Raw genomic sequence first — 20722 nt, 5'->3', positions numbered from 1 at the left:
ATATCTGGTGAGTCAAATGGCTCACTTTAAGTCGTGTCAGGCAGTGATTCATTCCAAGGAGTAGCACCGTCATGTGTGACCATGCACTGGAAGGAGAGTGGCCCGCCACAGCGGTCGGGCTGGATAAAGTGTGCTGTTTTGCCAGCGGTGACAGGGTACTGGTCGCCTCCGGTATCCACGACAGTTTTACCGGCATCCCACCGGATAAGCTCCTTGCCCATCTGCGTCAGCTGCGCCAGCAGGGGATGGTCAATCCCATCGCCATCGGCGCCATTCCGTTTGATACCCAATCCCCCTGGCATCTGGTGATCCCGGCGCAATCGCAGTGGGTCGCAAGGGATGCGCTGTTGCCCGCCAGCTGTTGCCAGCTCCATGGCGAGGTGAGCGAAGTGACCGGCTCCGCCCACTATCAGGGGGCGGTGCGGGCAGCGTTGCAGCAGTTCAGCGAGGGGCAACTCGAGAAAGTGGTGTTGTCACGCGCCATCGACGTGCAGAGCGCAGAGCAGACCTCCCCCGCACACGCCTATGGCTCTCTGCTGGCCCAGAATCCGGGCGCCTATGTGTTCCAGATCCCGCTGCCGGATGGGGAGACCCTGCTTGGTGCGAGCCCCGAGCTGCTGGTATCGCGCAGCGAGATGGCGGTGGTGAGCAATCCGCTGGCGGGTTCCCGTCCGCGCCACGCGTTTCCTGATCAACATGCGGCCAGTGCCGAACTGCTTGGGGCGCAAAAAGATCGCTATGAACATGCGCTGGTGGCCGATGCGGTTGCTGCGGCCCTCGCTCCCTTCTGCCGCGAGCTGGATGTGCCCGCGGAGCCGCAGGTGATCGCGACCCCTACCATGTGGCACCTCTCGACCCGCATCGCCGGACGGCTCCATGAGCCATCTCCCGTGCTGGCACTGGCGCTGGCGCTACACCCGACACCGGCGGTGTGCGGCACGCCGCTCTCGGCAGCGCGTCAGGCCATCGCCCGGCTCGAGGGGTACGATCGCCGCTTCTACTGTGGCGCCGTCGGCTGGATGGATGCCGATGGCAATGGCGAGTGGGTTGTCACCATTCGCTGTGGCGTGCTGGCCGGTAGGCAACTGCGACTCTATGCTGGTGCCGGGGTGGTGGTGGGCTCTTCGCCCGAAGCAGAGTGGCAAGAGACCGCTGCCAAGCTTGGCACCATGTTGCGCGCCTTTGGCCTCGAGAGCCGGGAGCCGGAGGTGACAACATGAAGCCGCTGGTACCCTTTACCCCCTGGCCCGCCGAGCTGGCAGCCCACTACCGGGCACAAGGGTGGTGGCGCGGACAACCGCTCACCGCCCTGCTAGATGACTCTGCCGAACGTTATTCCGAGCGCACGGCCCTGATCTGCGGCGAGCGAACCCTCAGTTATGGCCAGTTAAAGCGTGAGGTCGATGCACTGGCGGCGCGGCTGGCCGCGCGCGGGCTGGGTCATGGCGATACCGCGCTGGTGCAGTTGCCCAACTGCGCCGAGTTCTATATCTGCTGGTTTGCCCTGATCCGCTGCGGCGTGGTGGCGGTGCATGCCCTCTACAGCCATCAACGGCGCGAGCTGGTGGCCTTTGCCCGCCAGATTGAGCCCGCCTTGCTGGTACTAAGCCCCTCTCACCCCGGCTTTGCCGGTGAAGCGGGAAGCCTCGTGGCCCTTGATGAACTGGTATCTCCTTCCTGCCAGACACTGCTGTTCGAGCAGGCTGAAGGCTCCGATCTTCAGTCGGGATTTGCATGGCATCAGCCTGACCCCATAGCCCGTGCTGATGGTTCGCCGCCGGCGGCCACTGCACCAACCCCTACACCGACTCCAGCCGATCAGGTCGCTTTTTTCCAGCTCTCCGGCGGCAGCACCGGCACCCCCAAACTGATCCCCCGTACCCACGATGACTATGGCTACAGCGTGCGCCAGAGCGTAGAGGTGTGCGGCTGGGATGAGCGGGTGATCTATCTCTGCGCTCTGCCAGCGCCCCACAACTTTCCCCTGAGCTCCCCCGGGGCACTCGGGGTGTTTTATGCCGGTGGCTGCGTGGTGCTGGCAAAGGATCCTTCCGCCGCAACCTGTCTGCCGCTGGTGCAGCGCCATCAGGTCAACTGGGCGGCGCTGGTGCCACCGGCTCTGGCGCTCTGGCTGGAGGCGGCCAGCCACTATCCGCAGACCTCCCTGGAGTGTGTGCAGGTGGGCGGCGCGCGCCTCAGCCCGGCTCATGCCGAGGCGGTAGCGAGCCGCCTTGGCTGCCGCTTGCAGCAGGTGTTCGGCATGGCCGAGGGGCTGGTCAACTACACCCGCATCGAGGATGACCAGTGGCACATCGTCAATACCCAGGGCCGCCCGATGAGCCCGGGCGACGAGGTCGAGGTGCGGGATAGCGACGGACGCCCCTTGCCAGATGGCGAGTGCGGCGAGCTCTGGACGCGTGGCCCCTACACCTTTCGCGGCTACTTCAAAGCTGATGCCCACAATCAGCGTGCCTTCGACCGGGACGGTTTCTACTGCACCGGCGATCTGGTCTGCCGCTTGCACAGTGGTCATTTGATAGTGGTGGGGCGCAACAAGGATCAGATCAACCGGGGCGGGGAGAAGATCGACGCCCTCGAGATTGAAGAGCTGTTGCTGACCCACCCGGAGGTGCGGCAGGCAGCGCTGGTCGCCATGCCTGATCCCATGCTCGGGGAGCGCAGCTGCGCCTTTCTGATGTGCCGCGAGCCCCTCAATTTGCCCCGCTTGCGCCGTTTCCTGCGCGAGCAGGGGGTGGCCGATTACAAACTGCCCGATCGCCTGGTGCTGGTGGAGCAACTGCCCCACACCCCGGTCGGCAAGATAGACAAACAGACGCTGCGCGAGCAGCTCGCCAAGGAGTGTGCATGACCATTCAATCCCTCGCCGCCTATCCGCTGCCTACCGCCGAGGAGCTGCCCACCGGGCGGGTGAACTGGCCCTTCGAACCGGGCCGCGCAGCCTTGCTGGTCCACGATATGCAGCACTATTTCGTCGACTTCTACGGGCCGGACAATCCGCTGATCAATCAGGTCATCGACCATATCGCCACCCTGATCCGTCAGGCGCGAGCTCTTGGCATGCCGGTGGTCTATACCGCCCAGCCCGCCGAGCAGAGTCAGGCCGATCGGGCGCTGCTCAACGACATGTGGGGGCCCGGGTTGACCCAGGCGCCGGAGCGCCAACCAATCGTTCCGGCGCTGGCACCCGAGCCGCAGGATACGGTGCTGACCAAGTGGCGCTACAGCGCTTTTTGCCGTTCACCGCTGGCCGAGCTGATGGCCGAATGGGGGCGGGATCAGCTGGTGATCTGCGGCATCTACGGCCATATCGGGGTGATGCAGACGGCGGTCGATGCTTTTATGCGCGATATTCGCCCCTTCCTGGTGGCTGATGCCATCGCCGACTTTTCCCGCGAAGATCATCTGCTGGCGCTCTCCTACGTCAGCCGCAATGCAGGTCGGGTGATTACCGTGGCCGAGGTGATGGCGGCCAGCAAACGCCCCCTGACTCGGGAGTCGCTGCGTGCTCAGGTGTTGGCGCGGCTACCCGCCGAGATGCAGCATGAGCAGCCCACCGAGGATGACAACTTGCTCGACTATGGTCTCGATTCGCTGGCTGTGATGGGGCTGGTGGAGGAGTGGCGCCAGCAGGGAGTGGTGGTGGAGCTGGCCGAGCTGGCCCGCACGCCGACCCTGGCCCATTGGTGGGCGCTCCTCTCCCGTCAGCTGAATGTCAGTCAGGACACGGCTTATCAGGTCAACGAAGAGCACGTCAGCGAACCGGAGTGCACCCCATGAGCGAGTGGCAAGGCAGAACCGTCTGGGTAACCGGTGCGGCACAGGGAATTGGCCATGCGGTGGCGCGCACCTTTGCCGAGGCAGGGGCCAGCGTGGTGGCGTTCGATTTGCAACTGGTCGAGGCGCTGCCCGGCAACGTGAAGGGAGTGGTGATCGATGTCAGCGACAGCGAGGCCGTGACCCGCTGCTGCGAACAGCTGCTGGACGAAGGGCTGGGGCCCGATGTGCTGGTCAATGTCGCGGGCGTACTGGCGACCGGCAGGATCGATGAGGTGGATGACGCTCTTTTGCAGCGCACCTTCGCCATCAACACTTTCGCCCCCTTCTACCTGATGCGGGCCCTGACCCCCTGGTTTCAGGGACGGCGCAGGGGCGCCATCGTCAATGTCTCCTCCAATGCCGGTCGGGTGCCACGAGTGGGGATGGGCATCTATGGCGCCTCCAAGGCGGCGCTGACCAGCCTCACCCAAACGGCGGGGTTGGAGCTTGCTCCCTACGGCGTGCGCTGCAATCTGGTGTCGCCGGGCTCTACCCGCACCCCCATGCTGTACGGCATGTGGCAGGAGGGGGAGGCGGCGCAGCAGGAAGGAGAGCTGCGTACCATCGCGGGCCTGCCCGGGCAGTTCAAGCTGGGGATCCCTCTTGGCAAGCTCGGGACACCCGACGAGGTGGCTGCCTGCGTGCTGTTTCTCGCCTCCGATGCCGCCAGCCATATCACCCTGCAGGATCTGGTGGTCGATGGCGGTGCCACCCTGGGGGTCTAGCCCACGCGCTGCCGATCTGGCAGGCGTGACACTCTCTTTATGGAGGAGGCCAGGCCTCCTCGCTTTTCAGCCATGCGGGCAGGAGCAAGCCGCTGCCCGCTCGATGTTTGCGCAAGGACATTCCCATGGAACAGACAATGGCGATGCGCGCCACCCACCAGCGTGGTGAGCACCCGCGCTGGCCGCTTACCACTGCTCAGGCGGGCATCTGGTTTGCCCAGCAAAAATACCCGCAGAGCCCCGCCTGCAATACCGGCGAGTACTGGCTGCTGGAGGGGGCGCTGGCTCCCCATCACTTCACCCGTGCGGTGCGCCAGACCATCGACGAGATCCCCGGTCTGCACTGCGCTTTTGTTGCCACTGCCGATGGCCCGCAGATGGTGGCCAACCCCGCCTGCTGGCAGCTGGCAGAGCGGGATCTGCGCAGCGAAGCCGACCCGCTTGCGGCCGCGCAGGTCGAGATGCGTGCGCAGCTGGCCGTCCCCTTCAATCTGGCCGGGGGGCCGCTGTTTGCCACCACCCTCTATCGCCTTGGTGAGGGGCGGTGGGCCTGGTTTATCGCCGTGCACCATATCGCCATCGATGGCTTTGGCCTGAGCCTGCTCTGCCAGCGGGTGGCCAATTGGTATGAGGCGCTCTGCGTCGGCGAGCAGCCAGCACCCTGCCACTATGCGACCCAGCAGGAGTTGCTGGCCGAGGAGGTGGCCTATCAGGATTCGCCGCGCGCAGAGCGGGATCGCGATTTCTTCGTGCAGCAGCTGGCCGGGGTGGAGAATCCGGCGTCGCTCTCCCGCCGTCCGGCGCAAGGGCCGGGCCCCACATATCGTCTTGAGCAGCGGCTGGCTGGTCGCCAGTGGCAGGCATTGGTGGCACGGGCGAGTCGTTCGGCCTGTCACCCCTACAGCCTGCTGCTGGCGGCGGTGGCCAGCTATGTGCAGCGGATGAGCGGCGCTGGCGAGGTGGTGCTGGGTATTCCGCTGATGGGGCGGCTGGGCTCAGCAGCGGCCGATACCCCCTGCATGAAGGTCAATGTGGTGCCCCTGCGCATCGAGCTGAGCGGCACCAGCCGGGTAGGGGCGTTGCTGGCACAGGTCGAGCGGCAATTTGCCGCCCTGCGCCGTCATCAGGGCTGCCGTCAGGAGTGGTTGCAACAGCGTCAGCCGGGCCAGCCGCTGTTTGGCCCTCAGGTCAACCTGATGCCCTTTGCCCGTACCCTCAGCGTTGGTGAAGGGCACAACCAGGTTCGTGGCGAGGTGCAGGTGCTGGCGGCAGGGCCGGTGGAGGAATGCGCCTTCTACTTTGCCGAGGAGGCAGGCGCGATGACCCTGACCCTCGAAGCACATCAGGGGCGCTTCAGCCAACAGGAGAGTGAACGTCATCTGGCCCGACTGGTAGCCTATCTGGCCGCCTGGAGTGAGGCGGCTGACGAGACCCCGGCGGTGCGCTTGCCGCTGTTGCTGCCCTGCGAGCAGGCTGAGCTGACGCGCTGGAACCAAACCGACCATCCGTTGCCGACCACTACCCTGAGCGCACTGCTGGCCGAGGGGCTGGCGGCGGCAGATCAGAGCGCCATCGCGCTGGAGTGTGGTGCCGAGCGCTGGAGTGTGGCCGAGCTGCGTCAGCGTACCCGTCAGTTGGCCAGCTATCTGGCGGGAAAGGGCGTGGGCCCCGGTTGTCGGGTGGCGGTAGTGATCCCGCGCTCTCCCGAGCTTATTCTCGCCCAGCAGGCCATCATGGCGGTGGGAGCGGTCTACGTGCCCGTGGATCCGGACTATCCGGCGGAGCGGATCGGCTACATTCTCGCCAGCAGCGATCCTGCGCTGGTGCTGACTAGTCGCACATTGCGGATGCCGCTCGACGTGGCCGCACCACTTGTCTGCCTAGATGCCCCCGGTGTGGCAGAGCAGCTGGCGACGATAGACGTGGTGGCGATAACACCTTGTGATCTGCCAGCCCCCAAACCGGAAGATGCGGCCTACATCATCTACACCTCAGGTTCGACCGGTCGGCCCAAAGGGGTGGTGGTGAGCCACGGCGCCATCGTCAACCGGCTGCTCTGGATGCAGCACATGTATCCCATCGGCCCGGCGGATCGGGTGCTGCAAAAGACCCCGGCCGGTTTCGATGTCTCCATCTGGGAGTTCTTCTGGCCCTTTATGACTGGGGCGCGGCTGGTGCTCGCCAAACCGGGTGGCCACAAGGATCCCGCCTACCTTACCGAGCTAATTGAGCAGGCCGGGGTCACCACCTTGCACTTTGTCCCCTCCATGCTGCAGATCTTTGTCACTCAGGCCGAGCCTGCGCGTTGCAGGGCACTGCGGCAGGTATTCTGCTCCGGCGAGGCGCTGCCCGCGGATCTGGTGCAGCGCTGGTATGGGGCATTTTCAGCCCCCCTGCACAACCTCTATGGCCCGACCGAAGCAGCGGTGGATGTCACCTGGTATCCCTGCCGGGCAGACGAGGCGGTGACCAGCGTGCCCATCGGCTATCCGGTCTGGAATACCAGCATCCACATTCTCGACCCCTGGTTGCAGCCGGTGCCGCCCGGTGTCGCGGGTGAGCTCTGGATCGGCGGCGTGCAGGTGGCGGAGGGCTACTTTGGCCAGCCCGAGCTCACCGCCGAGCGCTTTATTGCCAACCCCTTCGGAGCGGGACGGCTCTATCGCAGCGGCGATCTGGCCGCCTGGCGCGAGGATGGCGCCATCGAGTATCTGGGGCGCCTCGATTTTCAGGTGAAGATCCGTGGCCAGCGCATCGAACTGGAGGAGATCGAGCAGGTGCTGCTGCGCCATCCCCGGGTGGCGCAGGCGGTGGTGCTGGCCCCTGAATTTGCCCCCGGCGATCGTCGTCTGGTGGCCTATGTGGTGGCCGCAGATAGCAGAGATCTGACGCTGGCCGAGCTTACACCTGCCCTTGGCGCCGTGCTGCCCGACTATATGGTGCCGGGGCTCCTGGTAAACCTGGCTGAGCTGCCGCTCACTCCCAATGGCAAGCTGGATCGCAAGGGGCTGCCGCTGCCCGACATGGCGTCGGCGGTGGGTCAGTCACTGCCGAAAACCTTGCTGGAGGAGCGCCTCTGTCGCCTCTTCGCCGAGATACTGGGGCTGGCGCGGGTCGGCGCCGACGATAACTTCTTTGCGCTCGGTGGCCATTCCCTGCTGGCGGCGCAGTTGGTGGTGCGTATTGAAGAGTCGACCGGACAGGCGCTCACTTTGGCCAGTCTGTTCGAAGCGCCGAGCCCAGCCCAGCTGGCGCGCCGTCTTGGCGGCGAACGTGAAGGGATGCCCATGCTGTTGCCCCTGCGAGCGCCCGGTGCGCCAGCGGGTACATCGGGTACCACTCTCTTTTGCGTCCATCCCGCCGGCGGGCTCGGCTGGTGTTATGCGCCGCTGGTGCCCCATCTGCCGGCCGACATGGCGGTCTATGCCCTACAGGCGCGGGCGCTCTGCCAGCCGGATGTCCCGCTGCCCGCCAGTTTCGACGAGCTGGCTCTCGACTATGTGACCGAGCTGCGTCGTCAGCAGAGCGAGGGGCCCTACTGGCTGCTCGGCTGGTCGCTCGGGGGCATGCTGGTGCACCGGATGGCCGCCATGTTGCAGGAGCAGGGACAGGAGGTGGCCATGGTGCTGCTGCTCGATGCCTACTCCTGTCAGCAGTGGCAGACCCAGCCGTTGCCCGACGAGCAGCGGATGCTCGATGCGCTGCTGCGAATGGGGGGGATTGCGGTTGCGGACGAGGCGCTCGACTCCCTCACTCGCGACGAGGTGGTGGCCAGGCTGGGGGCGGAGGGGAGTGCGCTGGCCATGCTCGACGAGCAGGTGGTGAGCGCCATGATTGAGCTGGTGGGCCACAACAACCGGCTGATCCGTGAGCCGGTCGACTACTGCTACCACGGGGAGGTGATCTTTATCGAGGCGTCAGCTTCCCGCCAGCCCTGGCTGGATGGACGTGGCTGGGAGCCGCTGACAAAAGGCGAAATCCGCTATGAGCGCTTCCCCTGCCTGCATCAGGAGATGGTGCATCCCGACTGGTTGGCGAAGATCGGCGCTTTTATTTGTGAGCGGGTCGATGGGGTCGGGCAACAACCGCACATCCGGCAGGAAGGGGATGCATGACCCCGGTTGCCGCCATCCGGGAAGCCTTGCAGGCGGGCAAGCTGGTGGGGCTGGGGGAGCCGCACTGGCACCCGGATTTTATCCGGCGCCAGCACGCCTGGCTGTGTGATCCGGCGCTCTGGGGAATCATGACCGATCTGGTGCTGGAGTGCGGCAACCGCCGCCATCAAGGCTTGCTCGATGCCTGGCTGGCGGGTGAGGTGCGCTGGCAAGGGGAGCCGCTGACGCTGGCGCGGCTCTATCCGGTCTGGCTCGACTCCTGTGCCTTTCCCGCTTGGATGGCCCCCGAGTTTCCGGCTCTCTTTTCCGCTCTGCGCCAGAGCAATCTGGCGCGCCCTGCACATATGCGGCTGCGGGTGCATCTCTGCGAGCCCTCGTTCGAGTGGCAGGAGATGAGCCCGGAGCGATGGCAGCAGCACAACAGGGGGCGGGATCAGGCGCTGGCCGACTATCTTCTTGCACTTCCCGCCCGCGGCGTGGTGGTGTTGGCTGGGGCGCGCCATCTGCTCAAAGCCGCAGGGGATCCCCACTTTGCGCAGCCGACGCTGGGTCAGTTGCTGGAGGCGGCAAGGCCGGGTTGGCTGCAGGTGCTTCACCCCTGGCCAATGGTTGCTGGGAAGGGAGATGAGGAAGAGGAGCTGGTGTGCGAGTTGGCCGATATCACAACTGTCGAGCTGTATCCCCACTGGTCGGCGCATCCGCCGCTGGAAACTCTTGTCGACAGGTTGGTGCGCGTGGCTGACCGGGGACGGGAGATGCGAATTTGCCCCACCTTGCTGGCCGAGCCTTGGCGCAGCCGCTTGTTGAGTCGCGCTCACTTGCTGCCAGCTGGCATGGCCCGCCAGCTGCAACATTGGCTGGCGTAACTGCTGGTTGGCGTAACCGCTAACTTGAGTAACAGAAGGGGGAGTAGGCTCCCCTTTTCAATATTTGGCATCCTGCATTCAGTGCTGCAAAGTTGCACCATTTACGGCATACCTTGCCACTCATCGCCGAAAATTCAGCTCCTTCGCTACTTTAAAGAAGTTTCTACTGGTCTTACCTGAGTAAATTCTTTTGCTTTTTATTTAACAAGGTATTTACATCTAAGTGTCACCAGCATCGGTGACGCCTACAACGGCAAGGAGCCAGTTATGACCCATGTCGACATCCCTTTCCTTCGTTACCTCGATGCGGAAGGGTGCCCGGTCGCCACCTTACCGACCTGGCTGGACAAGGCGATACTGCACACCTTTTACCGCAATATGGTGATGGTGCGCAGCTATGACAAAAAAGCGATAGCGCTGCAACGAACCGGCAAACTCGGTACTTTTCCCTCCCATCTCGGCGCAGAAGCCGTGGGGATTGGCATTGGTCTCGCCATGCAGCCGCAGGATGTCTACGTTCCCTACTATCGAGACATGCCCACCCTCTATGTGCGGGGCGTGCCGATGGAGAAAAACCTGCAATATTGGGGGGGGGACGAGCGGGGCAGTTATTTTCTCAAACCCGATGGGACTCCCTCTGAAGATCTCCCCATCTGCGTCCCCATCGCTACCCAGATCACCCACGCCTGCGGTATTGCCTCGGCCTTCAAACTGCGTAATCAACCGCGGGTTGCCGTAGTCACCATCGGCGATGGCGGTACCTCCAAGGGGGATTTTCTGGAGGGGCTCAACTGCGCCGGTGTCTGGCACCTGCCGATGGTCATCATCGTCAACAACAACCAGTGGGCCATCTCGGTGCCACGCAAACTGCAATCGAGCGCTCCTACGCTGGCCCAGAAGGGGATTGGCGCCGGGGTGCGCAGTCTGCAGGTGGATGGCAATGATGTGGTGGCGGTCTACGATGCCGCCCGCAGTGCCGTCGAACGGGCCCGCAGCGGCAAGGGGCCGACCCTGATAGAAGCGGTCAGTTATCGCCTCGGCGATCACACCACGGCCGACGATGCCACTCGTTATCGCGATGGGGCCGAGGTCGAGGCCGCCTGGGCGAAAGAGCCGGTCAAGCGGCTACGCCAGTTTATGCATAGCAAAGGGTGGTGGGATGAGGAGCAGGAGCAGAGCCTGCTGGCGGAGGCTACCCGAGAGGTAGAGCAGGCGGTCGCCCGTTATGAGGCGATGGCGCCCCAGCCGCCGGAGGCGATGCTCGATTATCACTACGCCAGCCTGCCCGCCGAACTCGTGCCCCAGCGCGAGCGAGTGATTGCCAAGGGGATGAAGCAGGAGGTTGGCCATGAGTGAGATCAGTTTGCTGGAAGCGGTCAACATGGCCCTTCACTACGAGATGGAGCACGACCCGGATGTGGTGGTGCTCGGCGAGGATGTGGGGGTCAACGGCGGGGTGTTTCGCGCCACCGTGGGCCTGCGCGACAAGTTCGGTTTCAAGCGGGTGATCGACACGCCGCTGGCCGAGGGATTAATCGCCGGGGTGGCGGTCGGCATGGCCACCCAGGGGCTCAAGCCGGTGGCTGAGTTCCAGTTTCAGGGCTTCATCTTTCCCGGGATGGAGCAGATCATCTGTCAGGCGGCGCGGATGCGAAACCGCACCCGTGGCCGCCTCTCCTGTCCCCTCGTCTATCGCTCCCCGTATGGCGCGGGCATTCATTCGCCTGAACATCACAGCGAGAGCGTCGAGGCGCTGTTTGCCCATATCCCTGGGCTAAGGGTAGTGATCCCCTCCAGCCCGAGACGCGCCTATGGCCTGCTGCTCTCGGCCATCCGCGATCCGGATCCCGTGATGTTTTTCGAACCGGACCGCATCTATCGCTCGATGAAATCCGAGGTGGTGGATGACGGTGTCGGCCTGCCGCTGGATGTCTGCTTCACCCTGCGCCCGGGCCGGGATATCACGGTAGTGGCCTGGGGGGCCTGCATCCAGGAGGTGATGCGGGCGGCGAACCTGCTGGCCGAGCAGGATATCCAGTGCGAGGTGCTGGATCTGGCCACCATCAAGCCGCTGGATATGGAGACCATCCTCACCTCGGTACGCAAGACCGGCCGGTTACTGGTGGTGCATGAGGCGTGTGGCAGCTTCGGGGTCGGGGCCGAAATCGTTGCGCGGGTGACCGAGCAGGCACTTCCCAGCCTCAAGGCGCCACCCAAACGATTGACCGGGGTGGATGCCGCCGTCCCCTACTATCGCAACGAGGCGTATTACCTCATCACCGAGCAGGATATCGCCGATGCCGCTCATCAGCTGATGGAGAACCAGTGGCTATGAAATTTTTCAAATTACCGGATCTGGGTGAAGGGTTGGCCGAAGCCGAGATCGTCGAATGGAAGGTGAGTGCCGGTGATACCGTTGCGGTCGATCAGGTGCTCTTGTCGGTGGAAACGGCCAAAGCGCTGGTGGATGTGCCCTCTCCGGTGGCCGGGGTGATTGCCCGTCTCTGCGGCGCCGAGGGGGATATCCTCCATATCGGTGCGCCGCTGGTGGAGTTCGAGGGGGGCGAAGATGATGGCACCGTGGTGGGCAAGGTGAGCGCCCATCAGCAACATATCGAGGATCACTTCGTGGTGGGGGCCATTGCCCCGGGTGGCGCGCTGGTGCAAGCCATGCCTGCCGTGCGCCTGCTGGCACAAAAACTGGGTCTGGATATCGACCGGATCAAGGGAAGTGGCAGCGGCGGCATGGTGACCGAGCTGGATGTGCAGCAGGCATTCGAGTCACAGCAGAGCAGCGGCAACGAGTTCCTCAAAGGGTCGCGGCGTGCCATGGCCAAGGCGATGGAGCTCTCTCATCAGACTGTGGTGCCGGTCAGCATCACCGATGAGGTGGATTTGCGTCACTGGCGGCCTGATGAGGATGTGACGGTGCGCCTTATCAAGGCCATTGGCGTGGCGTGCCGCGCCGAGCCCTCGATGAACGCCTGGTTTGATGGCGACACCCTTTCACGGCGTCTGTTCAAAGAGGTCAATGTAGCCATCGCGGTGGATTCAAAGCATGGCCTTTATGTGCCGGTGATGGAGAACGTGGCCGAGCGGGAGGGGGCGGATATCCGGCAGGGGCTGGATCGGATGATCGCCGATGTGAAGGCGCGCGCCGTGCCGCGCGAGATGTTGCAGGGGGCGACCATTACGCTCACCAACTTCGGCGCCATCGCAGGCCGCTATGCCAGCCCCATCGTGACGCCGCCGCAGGTGGCCATCATAGGGGCAGGCAAACTGTTCGAAAAAGTGGTGTTCATCCATGGTGAAGCGCGTCCCGTCAGAGCATTGCCGCTGTCGATGACATTTGACCACAGAGCCTGTACTGGCGGGGAGGCGGCTCGTTTTCTCAAAGCGCTGGTCGAAGCGTTGGAAGCAGCGACCTTATAACAGTTTGTGCCCTGCCGTTGGCAGGGCACAAATTTGTTTGCGTAATCTACAAAGCCACGTATAATCCAAACCAGCTTGAAAGGGCGATAGTTATGTCAATGAATACGATGTTTCACATCTTGTCCTGTTGTTCATAAGTTAATCCCGTTTTTTGAGCTTTACCCGCTGAAAAGCATAAGTAATTATTTTGAATACAGGTTTAAAAGATATGTCTAACATGATCACCGGTACCGTTAAGTTTTTCAACGAAACCAAAGGTTTTGGCTTCATCCAGCAAGAAAACGGCCCGGACGTTTTCGTTCACTTCAGCGCCATTCAAGGTAACGGTTTCCGTACCCTGGCTGAAGGTCAGCGCGTACAGTTCTCTGTGACCCAAGGTCAGAAAGGCCCGCAGGCTGAGAACGTAACCGCTCTGTAATTCTTACAGAATTTAAGAAAGCCGTGGTACCTCTGGTGCCACGGCTTTTTGTTTATCTGGCTTCTGCTACTGACTCCCATGTGCTGAATCATGCTGTTATCGCTCCTGCTTGCTGCCACCTTGACTCTGACGTCCGATGCGCCGGTACCGGTTCAATCCGCGATGGAAGCGCAGGTGATCTGCCAGCAATTCGTCCAGGTCCGGATGGGCACTGCACAGCAACCCGATGAGCTGAATGCGCGACTGGTGCCTGAAAGGGAGGGGGAGTGGCTGGTGGATGGCAAAGTAAAAGGACCCGAAGGTCCTTTGCTGTTTGCCTGTCATCTTCACCAAGGGGAGCGCTGGGAGCTACTCAACTTTTCGCTCTGGGCACCACAGCCGGTCAAAGCGGTTTGAGTGCAACCAGCAGATGTTGCAGGTGTTCAACCATGGTCATGCCAAACGGGGTGAGATAGCCGCCATCTTCTGCGCTGATGAGCCCCTGTTGGTGCAGACGGGCTGCCGCCTGGCACAACTCTTCAGACATATCGCTGCGTAATTTAATCCCTAGGCTCATGTTGGCCGGATCAAAGCATGCCAGTATTTTCAAATCGTTCACGAATTCGTTAGAAACCTGGTCGATCCCAATCATGGATTTACTCCTTACGCTAAAGATGTATGCAAACTAGCATCCCCGGATCCACTTTAGTGGGCGCTGGCTCAAATTATTGATCTTTGGCTGGATGCTGCGTTTCAAATGCTGTTTTTTTCGGCGTAATCAGATGGTTGGCTGACAGCTTCGCCAAGGGCCGAGCCGGACCAAACGTGGTAGGATAGGGGAATTCTTTATATCGGACGGTCCATTGGCGGCTGTTCGCCCAGTCCAAGGTATTGCTCATGGTCAAGATCACGCTGGTATCCCTGCTGCATTCACACACCGCCACTTTCCCTGTTTACCCAGTCTCCTTGCTGACCTCCTTGTTGGAGGGCCATGAGGGAGAGGTGTGGCTACCTGCCCGCAAGGGGGGCGACATTACCCATCTTCGCAAACATGCTAAAGGGGCTCGCGCCCGCGAGCTGGCAAATCTCGATGCCGGTTGGTGCGATTTTATATCTGGTCAGGAAGGGGCGACTGCGGAGCTGGATGCGCTGGCCAACTACGACACCGAGATGATGGACAACTTGCAGATGTACTGGCATAGCGCGGGCAAGATCAACAGCCCGATCACAGATAATTTGTTCGAACTTCGTCGCGAAGTGGTGGATGAGGCCCATGGCGAAAAGCTTGCCGCTCTCTGGGAGCAACAACAACAGCAGCGATTTGAGCAGTTGATGAAAAGTGCGGCTGACGGTCGGGATCAACTCTGTTTCGTCGAAGTAGAGTCTGCCTACTGGCTGCGACAGAAGTTGAGCGAGCAACCTGATGTAGAGCTGATCACCCCGACCTTTTAATCCGGTCTGGAAGGTGGGTGAAACGTTTTATTCGCCGCCCTGCTCTATCCTTATGAGCGTTGCTGTTTCCCCGACGGGAGTCAGGAGGCGGCAAGCTGGACAAGCTGACCACAAGATGTGAACATGGCGCCCTTTATCGAGAGAGAGACTTGGCCAATGAGCTATGAACTGAGCGACACCGAGCGCAATGCCGCGCTGCAACTGAACGCTGACTACCGTTACGATCACTTCATCAGCAAGCTGGTCGAGCATGAAGAGCTGTTCGTCCTGACTGACGAGCATGGCGTCATGATGCTGACCACCGACGATGAAGATTGCATCCCGGTATGGCCGCACCCGGAGTACGCCAAGGCGTGGGCCGAAGGCGAGTGGGCCGATTGCAAACCACAGTCCATCACCCTCAAGGTGTGGCTGGAGCGGTGGATTGACGGCATGGAGCAGGACGAGCTGTGTGTTGCCGTGTTCCCGACCCCGGATCAGGAAGGCATCGTACTGGAGCCGGCTGACGTGGCTGACGCCATTGCCGAGAAGCAGGCCAAACGCGGCTGATCACCGAGCTATTCGCAACACCGGTTGCCAACAAAGACCCCGCTATCTGGCGGGGTCTTTGTTTTAGGTCTGTTTGCCAAACGAGTTGTGGCTATCAGGGCTGGCGATAGGTGGTGTCGATGATGGGCTCGGCCGGGAAAGTCTTGCCACTCTTGATGGCTGCCCTGGTCTCGGATTTTAGCTCTTCATCGATCCACAGCAGACCGCCATAGCTGTAACCGCTGTTGTCGCCACCGAGTGGCCAATAGAGCTGCTCGCTCTTGGGCGTTGCTGGTACTTTTGGCAGTTTGATCCAGCGCCATGCCCCTTCCCGTGTGTAGGGCACCTGATACGCAGGCACGAAGCTGGCCAGCTCATAGAGCCGCTGCTGGATCTGCCGTGACAGGGCCGCTTTTTTGGCAAAGTCGAACTCCTTGTCATACTGCTCCACCAAGGCTGTGATGGCGTCGTCATCGATGTTCATGATGTTGTTGGTCTGGGGCTTGTTGGCGTTGACCTTGTGGAAGAACTCCCAATAGGCGGGATAGCGGCTACCCGCCCAGGCCATCCAGGCGCTCTGGTGCTTTTTCTCCAGCATCGATTTGAAACCGGCCGATGCATCCATCAGGTTGAGCTCCAGATTAAGCCCCGCCTTCTTGGCCTCTTCCCGCAACAGCGTGAGCCGCTGGGCGTGCTCTGCGGTGGTGTAGGTGATGGCGAGGGTCAGTGACTGCCCCTTGTCGTTTTGCAAAATCCCCTGCGGCCCCACTTTGTTAAAGCCTGCCTTGGCAAAGTATTCCCGTGCCAGTTTGGGATCGAACGGACGGGCCTTGATCTCGCTGTTGGTAAACTCCCCCTGACCTGAGCCATAGCTGTTGAGGCGTTGGTAATCCCCCCGCAGCAGGGTAGCGAGCATTCTGTCGAAATTGAGGGCATGCTGGATGCCGAGGCGAACATCGAGATTGCGCAGCAGCGGATCGGCGGTGTTGAGATAGAGCCCCATCGGCGGTTGCGGGGTCTGGTTGTAGAACCAGCGCCGCTCGATATACCCCTTCTCGAACTCGGCGGTGTTGGTCTTGTCGTGCCACCAGTTGGGCATCACCAGCGGGAAGCTGTCGAGATCGCCGCGCAGGAAGTGCTGCCAGGCGATGTTCAGCTCCCTGAGCACCTTGATCTCGATCCGCGCAGGATTGAAGCGATGCTGGAAGTAGCGCTCGTCATCCCCCCACCAGTGTTCAATCCGTTTTAAAGTGACCGATTTGCCCTTTTTCACCTGATCGATCTGATAAGGACCGGTGACTGGCAACACCTTCCAGTTGTACTCCTTGACCCAGTTGGCGGTGAGCTTGATGGCGTGGCTCGGCTCCGGGCTGATGGGCAGTGACTCGAGCAGATCCTGGCGGCTCTTTTCGGTGCCGCTGGTGATGGCCAGGGTGTGATCATCAAACTTGGTGATATCGGTTATCTGGGTGCTGTAGTAGTTGTTGTACCAGGGGTCGTTGATCTCCTTGCTGCGCATCATCTTGAGGGTAAAGAGCCAGTCATCGGCGGTGACCGGTTGGCCATCTGACCAGCGTGCCTTGGGATTGATGCGAAAATAGAGGGTCTTGTTGTCGGCGCCGAAGGCCCACTCGTTTGCCAGCATCGGCATGGGGTTGCCGGTGACGGGATGAGTGCTCAGCAGTGGCAGGTTGGTTTCCCGCACGTAACTGGCAAAGCCGCCGTTGGAGTCGGGGCCATATTTGCGCAGGGTCAGGGGGAAGCTGGTCATAAAGGTGCGAAAGGTGCCGCCGCGTTTGGCGGCCGGATCGGCATAGAGAGGATCCTGGTTGTTGCTCTCCCACTTCAAGTCGGCAGGCAGCGTGGCACTCCAGCCAAACGGGCTCCAGCACAGGGCCAGGGTGATGGCGGTGGCGCGAATGATAGGGGAGAGTCGGCGCTCCCCGGCGTTGATGGTCGATGGCATGTCCTTGCTCTCCTGAAGTCTGCTTCCTGCAGATCACGCACTGGTGATGTCAGTCCCGATGGGGACTGGCTCATCATGAAAATTTTATCCTGTCAGGTCAATGAAATAGCGTGAATTAGCGGGTGGCCTAGGCCGCAACGCAGTGCAGGGTGATCCCCTTGGCCGCGATGGCTGCCCGCATGGGGGCGGGCAGGGCATCATCGGTAACCAGCACGTTGATCTGGCCCGGCGTGCCAAGCTGGCTCGGGTGGATGGCGCCAAACTTGCTGCTGTCGGTGATCACCACATTGGTCATCCCCTTGGCAAGCACGCTGTTGACCACATCGGCCCGCATCATGTCGCGGCCGGTAAACCCCATCTCGGGATGAAAGCCATCCACCCCGATGAAGGCCTTGGAGAAGTGCACCTGCTCGATGCAGAGGCGAGTGAGCGGCCCCACCACGCTCTCGCTCTGATGCTGGAACAGCCCGCCGAGCAGCACCACCTGAGCCGGGGTGTCTTTGAGCAGATGGGCGATATAGCTGCTGATGGTGATGATGGTGACCCGTTTGTGCAGGGCCAGATGGCGCGCCAGCATGGCGTTGGCGCTGCCCCCTTCGATAAAGACTGTCTCGCCATCCTCTACCAGCTGGGCGGCACGCTCGGCGAGGCGCTCCTTGAGCAGGTAATTGATGTTCATCCGGGCATCCGGGTCATCGGTCTCCAGCGCCATGGCCGAGCCGTGTACCCGTCTGAGCAGTCCCTGCTTCTCCAGCGCGGTGAGGTCGTTGCGCACCGTCACCTCAGACACGCCGGTATGTCGGGAGAGTTCACTCACGCTCATCTTGCGAGCCTGATGGACCAGAGTGAGGATCAGTTGGTGGCGTGGATTCATGGTGCGCTCACATGCAAGGTGGTGGATAGCGGCAAGCCACCCGTGGGGTGGCTTGCCAATCATATGACGTCACAGGCGCCATGGGGAGCGCCCCGTCAGAGACTGTGCTCGGTGCGGGCGATGATATCATCTTGCGCATCCGGGGATAAGGCGGTGAAGAAGGCTGAATAGCCCGCCACCCGTACCACCAGATCCCGGTATTGATCCGGATTGGCCTTGGCTGCCAGCAGGGTTTCCCGCGAGACGATGTTGTACTGCACGTGCCACCCCTTGTGCACCTCGAAGAAGGTGCGCAGCAGGCTCATCAGCTTGGCCTTGTCCCGCTCGTTCTCAAGGCTCGCCGGACTCAGCTTCTGGTTGAGCAGCACCCCGCCGAGGATGGCCGCCGTGGGCAGCTTGCCGATGGAGTTGAACACCGCCGTCGGGCCGAGACGATCCGAACCCGACGAGGGGCTGGCCCCTTCCGCCAGCGGCGTGCGGGCGTGGCGGCCATCCGGGGTGGCCATGGTGGCGGCACCGAAGGGGACGTTGGCCGAGATGGAGGAGGTGCCGGCATAGTAGGTGCCGCCGATGGGGCCACGGCCGAAGCGGGAGTTGTGCAGCCCCTTGAGCTCGTCGATGTAGCTCTGGTAAGCCTGCACCAGCAGCAGGTCAACCTCGTCCAGATCGTTGCCATATTTGGGGGCTGCATTGGTGAGGCGCTGGCGCAGCTGCTCCCCCTCCAGTCCTGAAAAATCTTGCTCGAGTGCTTCGGCCAGCTCTTGCTGATCCACTATCCCCTGTTCGAACACCAGTTTCTTCAGGGCAGCCAGACTGTTGCCGAGGTTGGCGATCCCCACCTGCAGACCTGAGACCCAGTCATAGACGGCGCCCCCCTCCTTGATGGTCTTGCCGCGCTCGATGCAGTCATCCACCAGGGCGCTGCAGAGGATGTCGTGGGCCTGAGCCTCCAGCACGCTGTCGACCACGCAGTCGATCTCGATGGATTTGCGGGTGAAGTAGCGCACCTGTTCGTCCCAGCGGGCCATCACCTCGTCAAAGTTGCCAAAGCTCCCGTCTCGCAGCGACTGGGGCTGGGGCAGGAATACCTTGCCGGTGGTGGCATCGCGGCCGCCATCAAGGGAGGCCAGCAGGATGCGGGCGAAGTTGATAAAGCTCATGCCGGTGCAGCGATAGCCCCACTTGCCGGGCACGGCGGTCTCGATGCAACCGATGGCGGCGTAGTGGTGGGCATCCTCCACGCTCACCCCGAGCTTGATGAACTCGGGGATCACCACCTCGTCGTTGTTGAAGGCGGGCATGCCAAAGCCGCAGCGGATCACCTGAATGCAGGCGTCGAGGAAATCCTCGCTCATCCCGGCATGGTAGCGCACCGAGAGGTTGGGCTGGGTGGATCTCAGCTGGCCGCAGGACTCCAGAATCGCGTAGGAGAGGCCGTTGACCGCGTCATGGGCACTGCCATCCCGCCAGTTCTGGCCGCCGATGGTGACGTTTTGATAGAGCGGGCTGCCGGCGGATGCCTTGGAGTGGGTGCCGGAGCGGATCTTGTTCACCTCTAGCAACTTGAGCCAGCACCCTTGCAGCAGCTCGATGGCGCGCGTCCGAGGCAGGGATTCCGACAATTCCACCTCGCGGCGATACCAGGGGTAGAGGTACTGATCCATCCGGCCAAACGACACCGAGTGACCGTTGGATTCGATCTGCAGGATGAGCTGGATAAAGTAGCAGAGCTGCAGCGCCTGCCAGAAGGTCTCGGGGGGCTGGTGGGCGATGTGGGCGCAGTTGAGCGCGATGGTCTCAAGCTCGTTTCGGCGCTCGGGGCGCGGCTCTTGCGCGGCCATGTCACGGGCAAGGGCGGCGTAGCGCCCGATATGAGCGCTGACCGCATCCAGGGTGATGGCGACGGCGTGCAGGAACTGCTCGCGCTGCAGATCGGCCCAATCCGCCAAATCCAGCCGACTGCGGCGCTCGGCCACCTTGGCCTTGAAGCCATCGAGCCCCAGCGTGAGCAGCTCCTCATAGTTGACCGCGAGGTGGGCATCCCCCGAGGTCATGTTGCCCTCGGCCTTGATGATGCCGCTCTCCAGCAGCGCTTTCTGCTCGTCGGTAAAGAGGCCGAAGCAGCGATCCTGCACCGTCTGGCCGCGCCAGAAGGGGGTGAGGGCGTGGATGATCGCCTTGTCGGTTTCGCTGACTGCAAAACCGGCGCCGGGGCGATCTGCCAGCTCGTCGACCTCCTTCTCAATCCAGCTCACCGTGTATTCGGGAAAGAGCGGCGCCGCCCGTACCTGACTGGCCTGATTGCCGACGATCAGCTCGTCGTGCTTGATCCAGATGGTGCGTTCCTTGAGGTGATGGGCCAGAGCCAGGGCGCGGCGCACCGGCAGCGGCCGGGCGAGATGAGTCTGATAGGCCTCGGTATAGTGGCGGGCCCGCTCGGTACAGACCGGCGGCTGAACGATGTGGATCAGGCTCTCTTTGTGGGCGCGGATCCGCGGGCTCAGGGTATTGAGGTCGAGCTGGGTCATGA

General features: G+C 62.2%; 17 protein-coding genes. 13 read left to right on the top strand and 4 right to left on the bottom strand.

Translation table 11 applies throughout. From position 1 onward, the window contains the following. The first annotated feature begins 71 nt into the window (after positions 1-71). The 11 genes from G5137_RS02715 (at position 72) to G5137_RS02665 (ending at position 13789) form a co-directional block, all read left to right on the top strand. Positions 72-1220, top strand: a complete 1149-nt coding sequence (locus G5137_RS02715; RefSeq protein ID WP_421254865.1) for an isochorismate synthase — start codon at positions 72-74, stop codon at positions 1218-1220. After that, complete coding sequence (locus tag G5137_RS02710) at positions 1217-2869, top strand: (2,3-dihydroxybenzoyl)adenylate synthase (protein ID WP_421254864.1); 1653 nt, start codon at positions 1217-1219, stop codon at positions 2867-2869. Before G5137_RS02715 ends, G5137_RS02710 begins: the two co-directional genes overlap by 4 nt. Then, positions 2866-3798, top strand: coding sequence for an isochorismatase family protein (locus tag G5137_RS02705; RefSeq protein WP_204379577.1), 933 nt, complete (start codon positions 2866-2868; stop codon positions 3796-3798). The genes G5137_RS02710 and G5137_RS02705 overlap by 4 nt, the downstream gene beginning before the upstream one ends. Further along, on the top strand, positions 3795-4562 hold the full coding sequence (dhbA, locus tag G5137_RS02700; RefSeq protein WP_421254863.1) for a 2,3-dihydro-2,3-dihydroxybenzoate dehydrogenase: 768 nt from the start codon (positions 3795-3797) through the stop codon (positions 4560-4562). The genes G5137_RS02705 and dhbA overlap by 4 nt, the downstream gene beginning before the upstream one ends. Before the next feature lie 125 nt (positions 4563-4687). Then, complete coding sequence (locus G5137_RS02695) at positions 4688-8677, top strand: amino acid adenylation domain-containing protein (protein WP_421254862.1); 3990 nt, start codon at positions 4688-4690, stop codon at positions 8675-8677. Next, the gene (locus tag G5137_RS02690) at positions 8674-9543 is read left to right on the top strand and encodes a hypothetical protein (protein ID WP_421254861.1); all 870 of its coding nucleotides are present in this window, start codon (positions 8674-8676) and stop codon (positions 9541-9543) included. Before G5137_RS02695 ends, G5137_RS02690 begins: the two co-directional genes overlap by 4 nt. Before the next feature lie 267 nt (positions 9544-9810). Continuing rightward, positions 9811-10899 (top strand): pyruvate dehydrogenase (acetyl-transferring) E1 component subunit alpha, encoded by a 1089-nt coding sequence (gene pdhA / locus G5137_RS02685; protein WP_041209832.1) that lies wholly within the window; start codon positions 9811-9813, stop codon positions 10897-10899. After that, the gene (locus tag G5137_RS02680) at positions 10892-11878 is read left to right on the top strand and encodes an alpha-ketoacid dehydrogenase subunit beta (protein ID WP_021231077.1); all 987 of its coding nucleotides are present in this window, start codon (positions 10892-10894) and stop codon (positions 11876-11878) included. The genes pdhA and G5137_RS02680 overlap by 8 nt, the downstream gene beginning before the upstream one ends. After that, entirely contained in the window at positions 11875-12975 is a 1101-nt protein-coding gene (locus G5137_RS02675; protein WP_421254860.1) for a dihydrolipoamide acetyltransferase family protein, read from the top strand. Before G5137_RS02680 ends, G5137_RS02675 begins: the two co-directional genes overlap by 4 nt. Positions 12976-13183: 208 nt before the next feature. After that, positions 13184-13393 (top strand): cold-shock protein, encoded by a 210-nt coding sequence (locus G5137_RS02670; protein WP_005302803.1) that lies wholly within the window; start codon positions 13184-13186, stop codon positions 13391-13393. Between the two features lie 90 nt (positions 13394-13483). Continuing rightward, complete coding sequence (locus G5137_RS02665) at positions 13484-13789, top strand: hypothetical protein (RefSeq protein ID WP_421254859.1); 306 nt, start codon at positions 13484-13486, stop codon at positions 13787-13789. Here the strand turns inward: G5137_RS02665 and G5137_RS02660 are convergent. After that, positions 13776-14024: a TIGR02647 family protein gene (locus G5137_RS02660; RefSeq protein ID WP_005334209.1), complete on the bottom strand. Its 249-nt coding sequence runs from the start codon at positions 14022-14024 to the stop codon at positions 13776-13778. The two genes, G5137_RS02665 and G5137_RS02660, sit on opposite strands and share 14 nt — an antisense overlap. Positions 14025-14269: 245 nt before the next feature. Here G5137_RS02660 and G5137_RS02655 point away from each other — a divergent pair, with 245 nt between their 5' ends. Both G5137_RS02655 and G5137_RS02650 read left to right on the top strand, forming a co-directional pair. Beyond that, a complete protein-coding gene (locus G5137_RS02655) occupies positions 14270-14824 on the top strand; it encodes a hypothetical protein (protein ID WP_227340850.1) in 555 nt (184 codons plus the stop codon). A 156-nt stretch (positions 14825-14980) separates the two neighbouring features. Continuing rightward, positions 14981-15373, top strand: a complete 393-nt coding sequence (locus tag G5137_RS02650) for a DUF2750 domain-containing protein (RefSeq protein ID WP_227340849.1) — start codon at positions 14981-14983, stop codon at positions 15371-15373. A 94-nt stretch (positions 15374-15467) separates the two neighbouring features. Here G5137_RS02650 and G5137_RS02645 read toward each other — a convergent pair whose 3' ends face one another. The 3 genes from G5137_RS02645 to G5137_RS02635 all read right to left on the bottom strand — a co-directional run bounded on the left by G5137_RS02645 (position 15468) and on the right by G5137_RS02635 (position 20720). Further along, positions 15468-17318: an extracellular solute-binding protein gene (locus G5137_RS02645; RefSeq protein ID WP_421254858.1), complete on the bottom strand. Its 1851-nt coding sequence runs from the start codon at positions 17316-17318 to the stop codon at positions 15468-15470. A 127-nt stretch (positions 17319-17445) separates the two neighbouring features. Beyond that, positions 17446-18192 (bottom strand): DNA-binding transcriptional regulator YciT, encoded by a 747-nt coding sequence (locus G5137_RS02640; protein ID WP_421254857.1) that lies wholly within the window; start codon positions 18190-18192, stop codon positions 17446-17448. 95 nt (positions 18193-18287) lie between these two features. Further along, complete coding sequence (locus tag G5137_RS02635) at positions 18288-20720, bottom strand: formate C-acetyltransferase/glycerol dehydratase family glycyl radical enzyme (protein WP_421235713.1); 2433 nt, start codon at positions 20718-20720, stop codon at positions 18288-18290. Positions 20721-20722: the final 2 nt, after the last annotated feature.

It is taken from the genome of Aeromonas sp. 600282 (assembly GCF_049175755.1).
GTDB classification, from domain to species: domain Bacteria; phylum Pseudomonadota; class Gammaproteobacteria; order Enterobacterales; family Aeromonadaceae; genus Aeromonas; species Aeromonas veronii_A.
Note: the sequence above shows the minus strand (reverse complement) of the source record. Positions and strands in the feature narration are given on the sequence as shown.

Coding starts and splice junctions, on each gene's coding strand:
- dhbA (WP_421254863.1), top strand. CDS start 3,795: ATGAGCGAGTGGCAAGGCAGAACCGTCTGGGTAACCGGTGCGGCACAG.
- G5137_RS02655 (WP_227340850.1), top strand. CDS start 14,270: ATGGTCAAGATCACGCTGGTATCCCTGCTGCATTCACACACCGCCACT.
- G5137_RS02660 (WP_005334209.1), bottom strand. CDS start 14,024: ATGATTGGGATCGACCAGGTTTCTAACGAATTCGTGAACGATTTGAAA.
- G5137_RS02675 (WP_421254860.1), top strand. CDS start 11,875: ATGAAATTTTTCAAATTACCGGATCTGGGTGAAGGGTTGGCCGAAGCC.
- G5137_RS02635 (WP_421235713.1), bottom strand. CDS start 20,720: ATGACCCAGCTCGACCTCAATACCCTGAGCCCGCGGATCCGCGCCCAC.
- G5137_RS02640 (WP_421254857.1), bottom strand. CDS start 18,192: ATGAATCCACGCCACCAACTGATCCTCACTCTGGTCCATCAGGCTCGC.
- G5137_RS02670 (WP_005302803.1), top strand. CDS start 13,184: ATGTCTAACATGATCACCGGTACCGTTAAGTTTTTCAACGAAACCAAA.
- G5137_RS02705 (WP_204379577.1), top strand. CDS start 2,866: ATGACCATTCAATCCCTCGCCGCCTATCCGCTGCCTACCGCCGAGGAG.
- G5137_RS02650 (WP_227340849.1), top strand. CDS start 14,981: ATGAGCTATGAACTGAGCGACACCGAGCGCAATGCCGCGCTGCAACTG.
- G5137_RS02715 (WP_421254865.1), top strand. CDS start 72: ATGTGTGACCATGCACTGGAAGGAGAGTGGCCCGCCACAGCGGTCGGG.
- G5137_RS02710 (WP_421254864.1), top strand. CDS start 1,217: ATGAAGCCGCTGGTACCCTTTACCCCCTGGCCCGCCGAGCTGGCAGCC.
- G5137_RS02695 (WP_421254862.1), top strand. CDS start 4,688: ATGGAACAGACAATGGCGATGCGCGCCACCCACCAGCGTGGTGAGCAC.
- G5137_RS02680 (WP_021231077.1), top strand. CDS start 10,892: ATGAGTGAGATCAGTTTGCTGGAAGCGGTCAACATGGCCCTTCACTAC.
- G5137_RS02690 (WP_421254861.1), top strand. CDS start 8,674: ATGACCCCGGTTGCCGCCATCCGGGAAGCCTTGCAGGCGGGCAAGCTG.
- G5137_RS02665 (WP_421254859.1), top strand. CDS start 13,484: ATGCTGTTATCGCTCCTGCTTGCTGCCACCTTGACTCTGACGTCCGAT.
- pdhA (WP_041209832.1), top strand. CDS start 9,811: ATGACCCATGTCGACATCCCTTTCCTTCGTTACCTCGATGCGGAAGGG.
- G5137_RS02645 (WP_421254858.1), bottom strand. CDS start 17,318: ATGCCATCGACCATCAACGCCGGGGAGCGCCGACTCTCCCCTATCATT.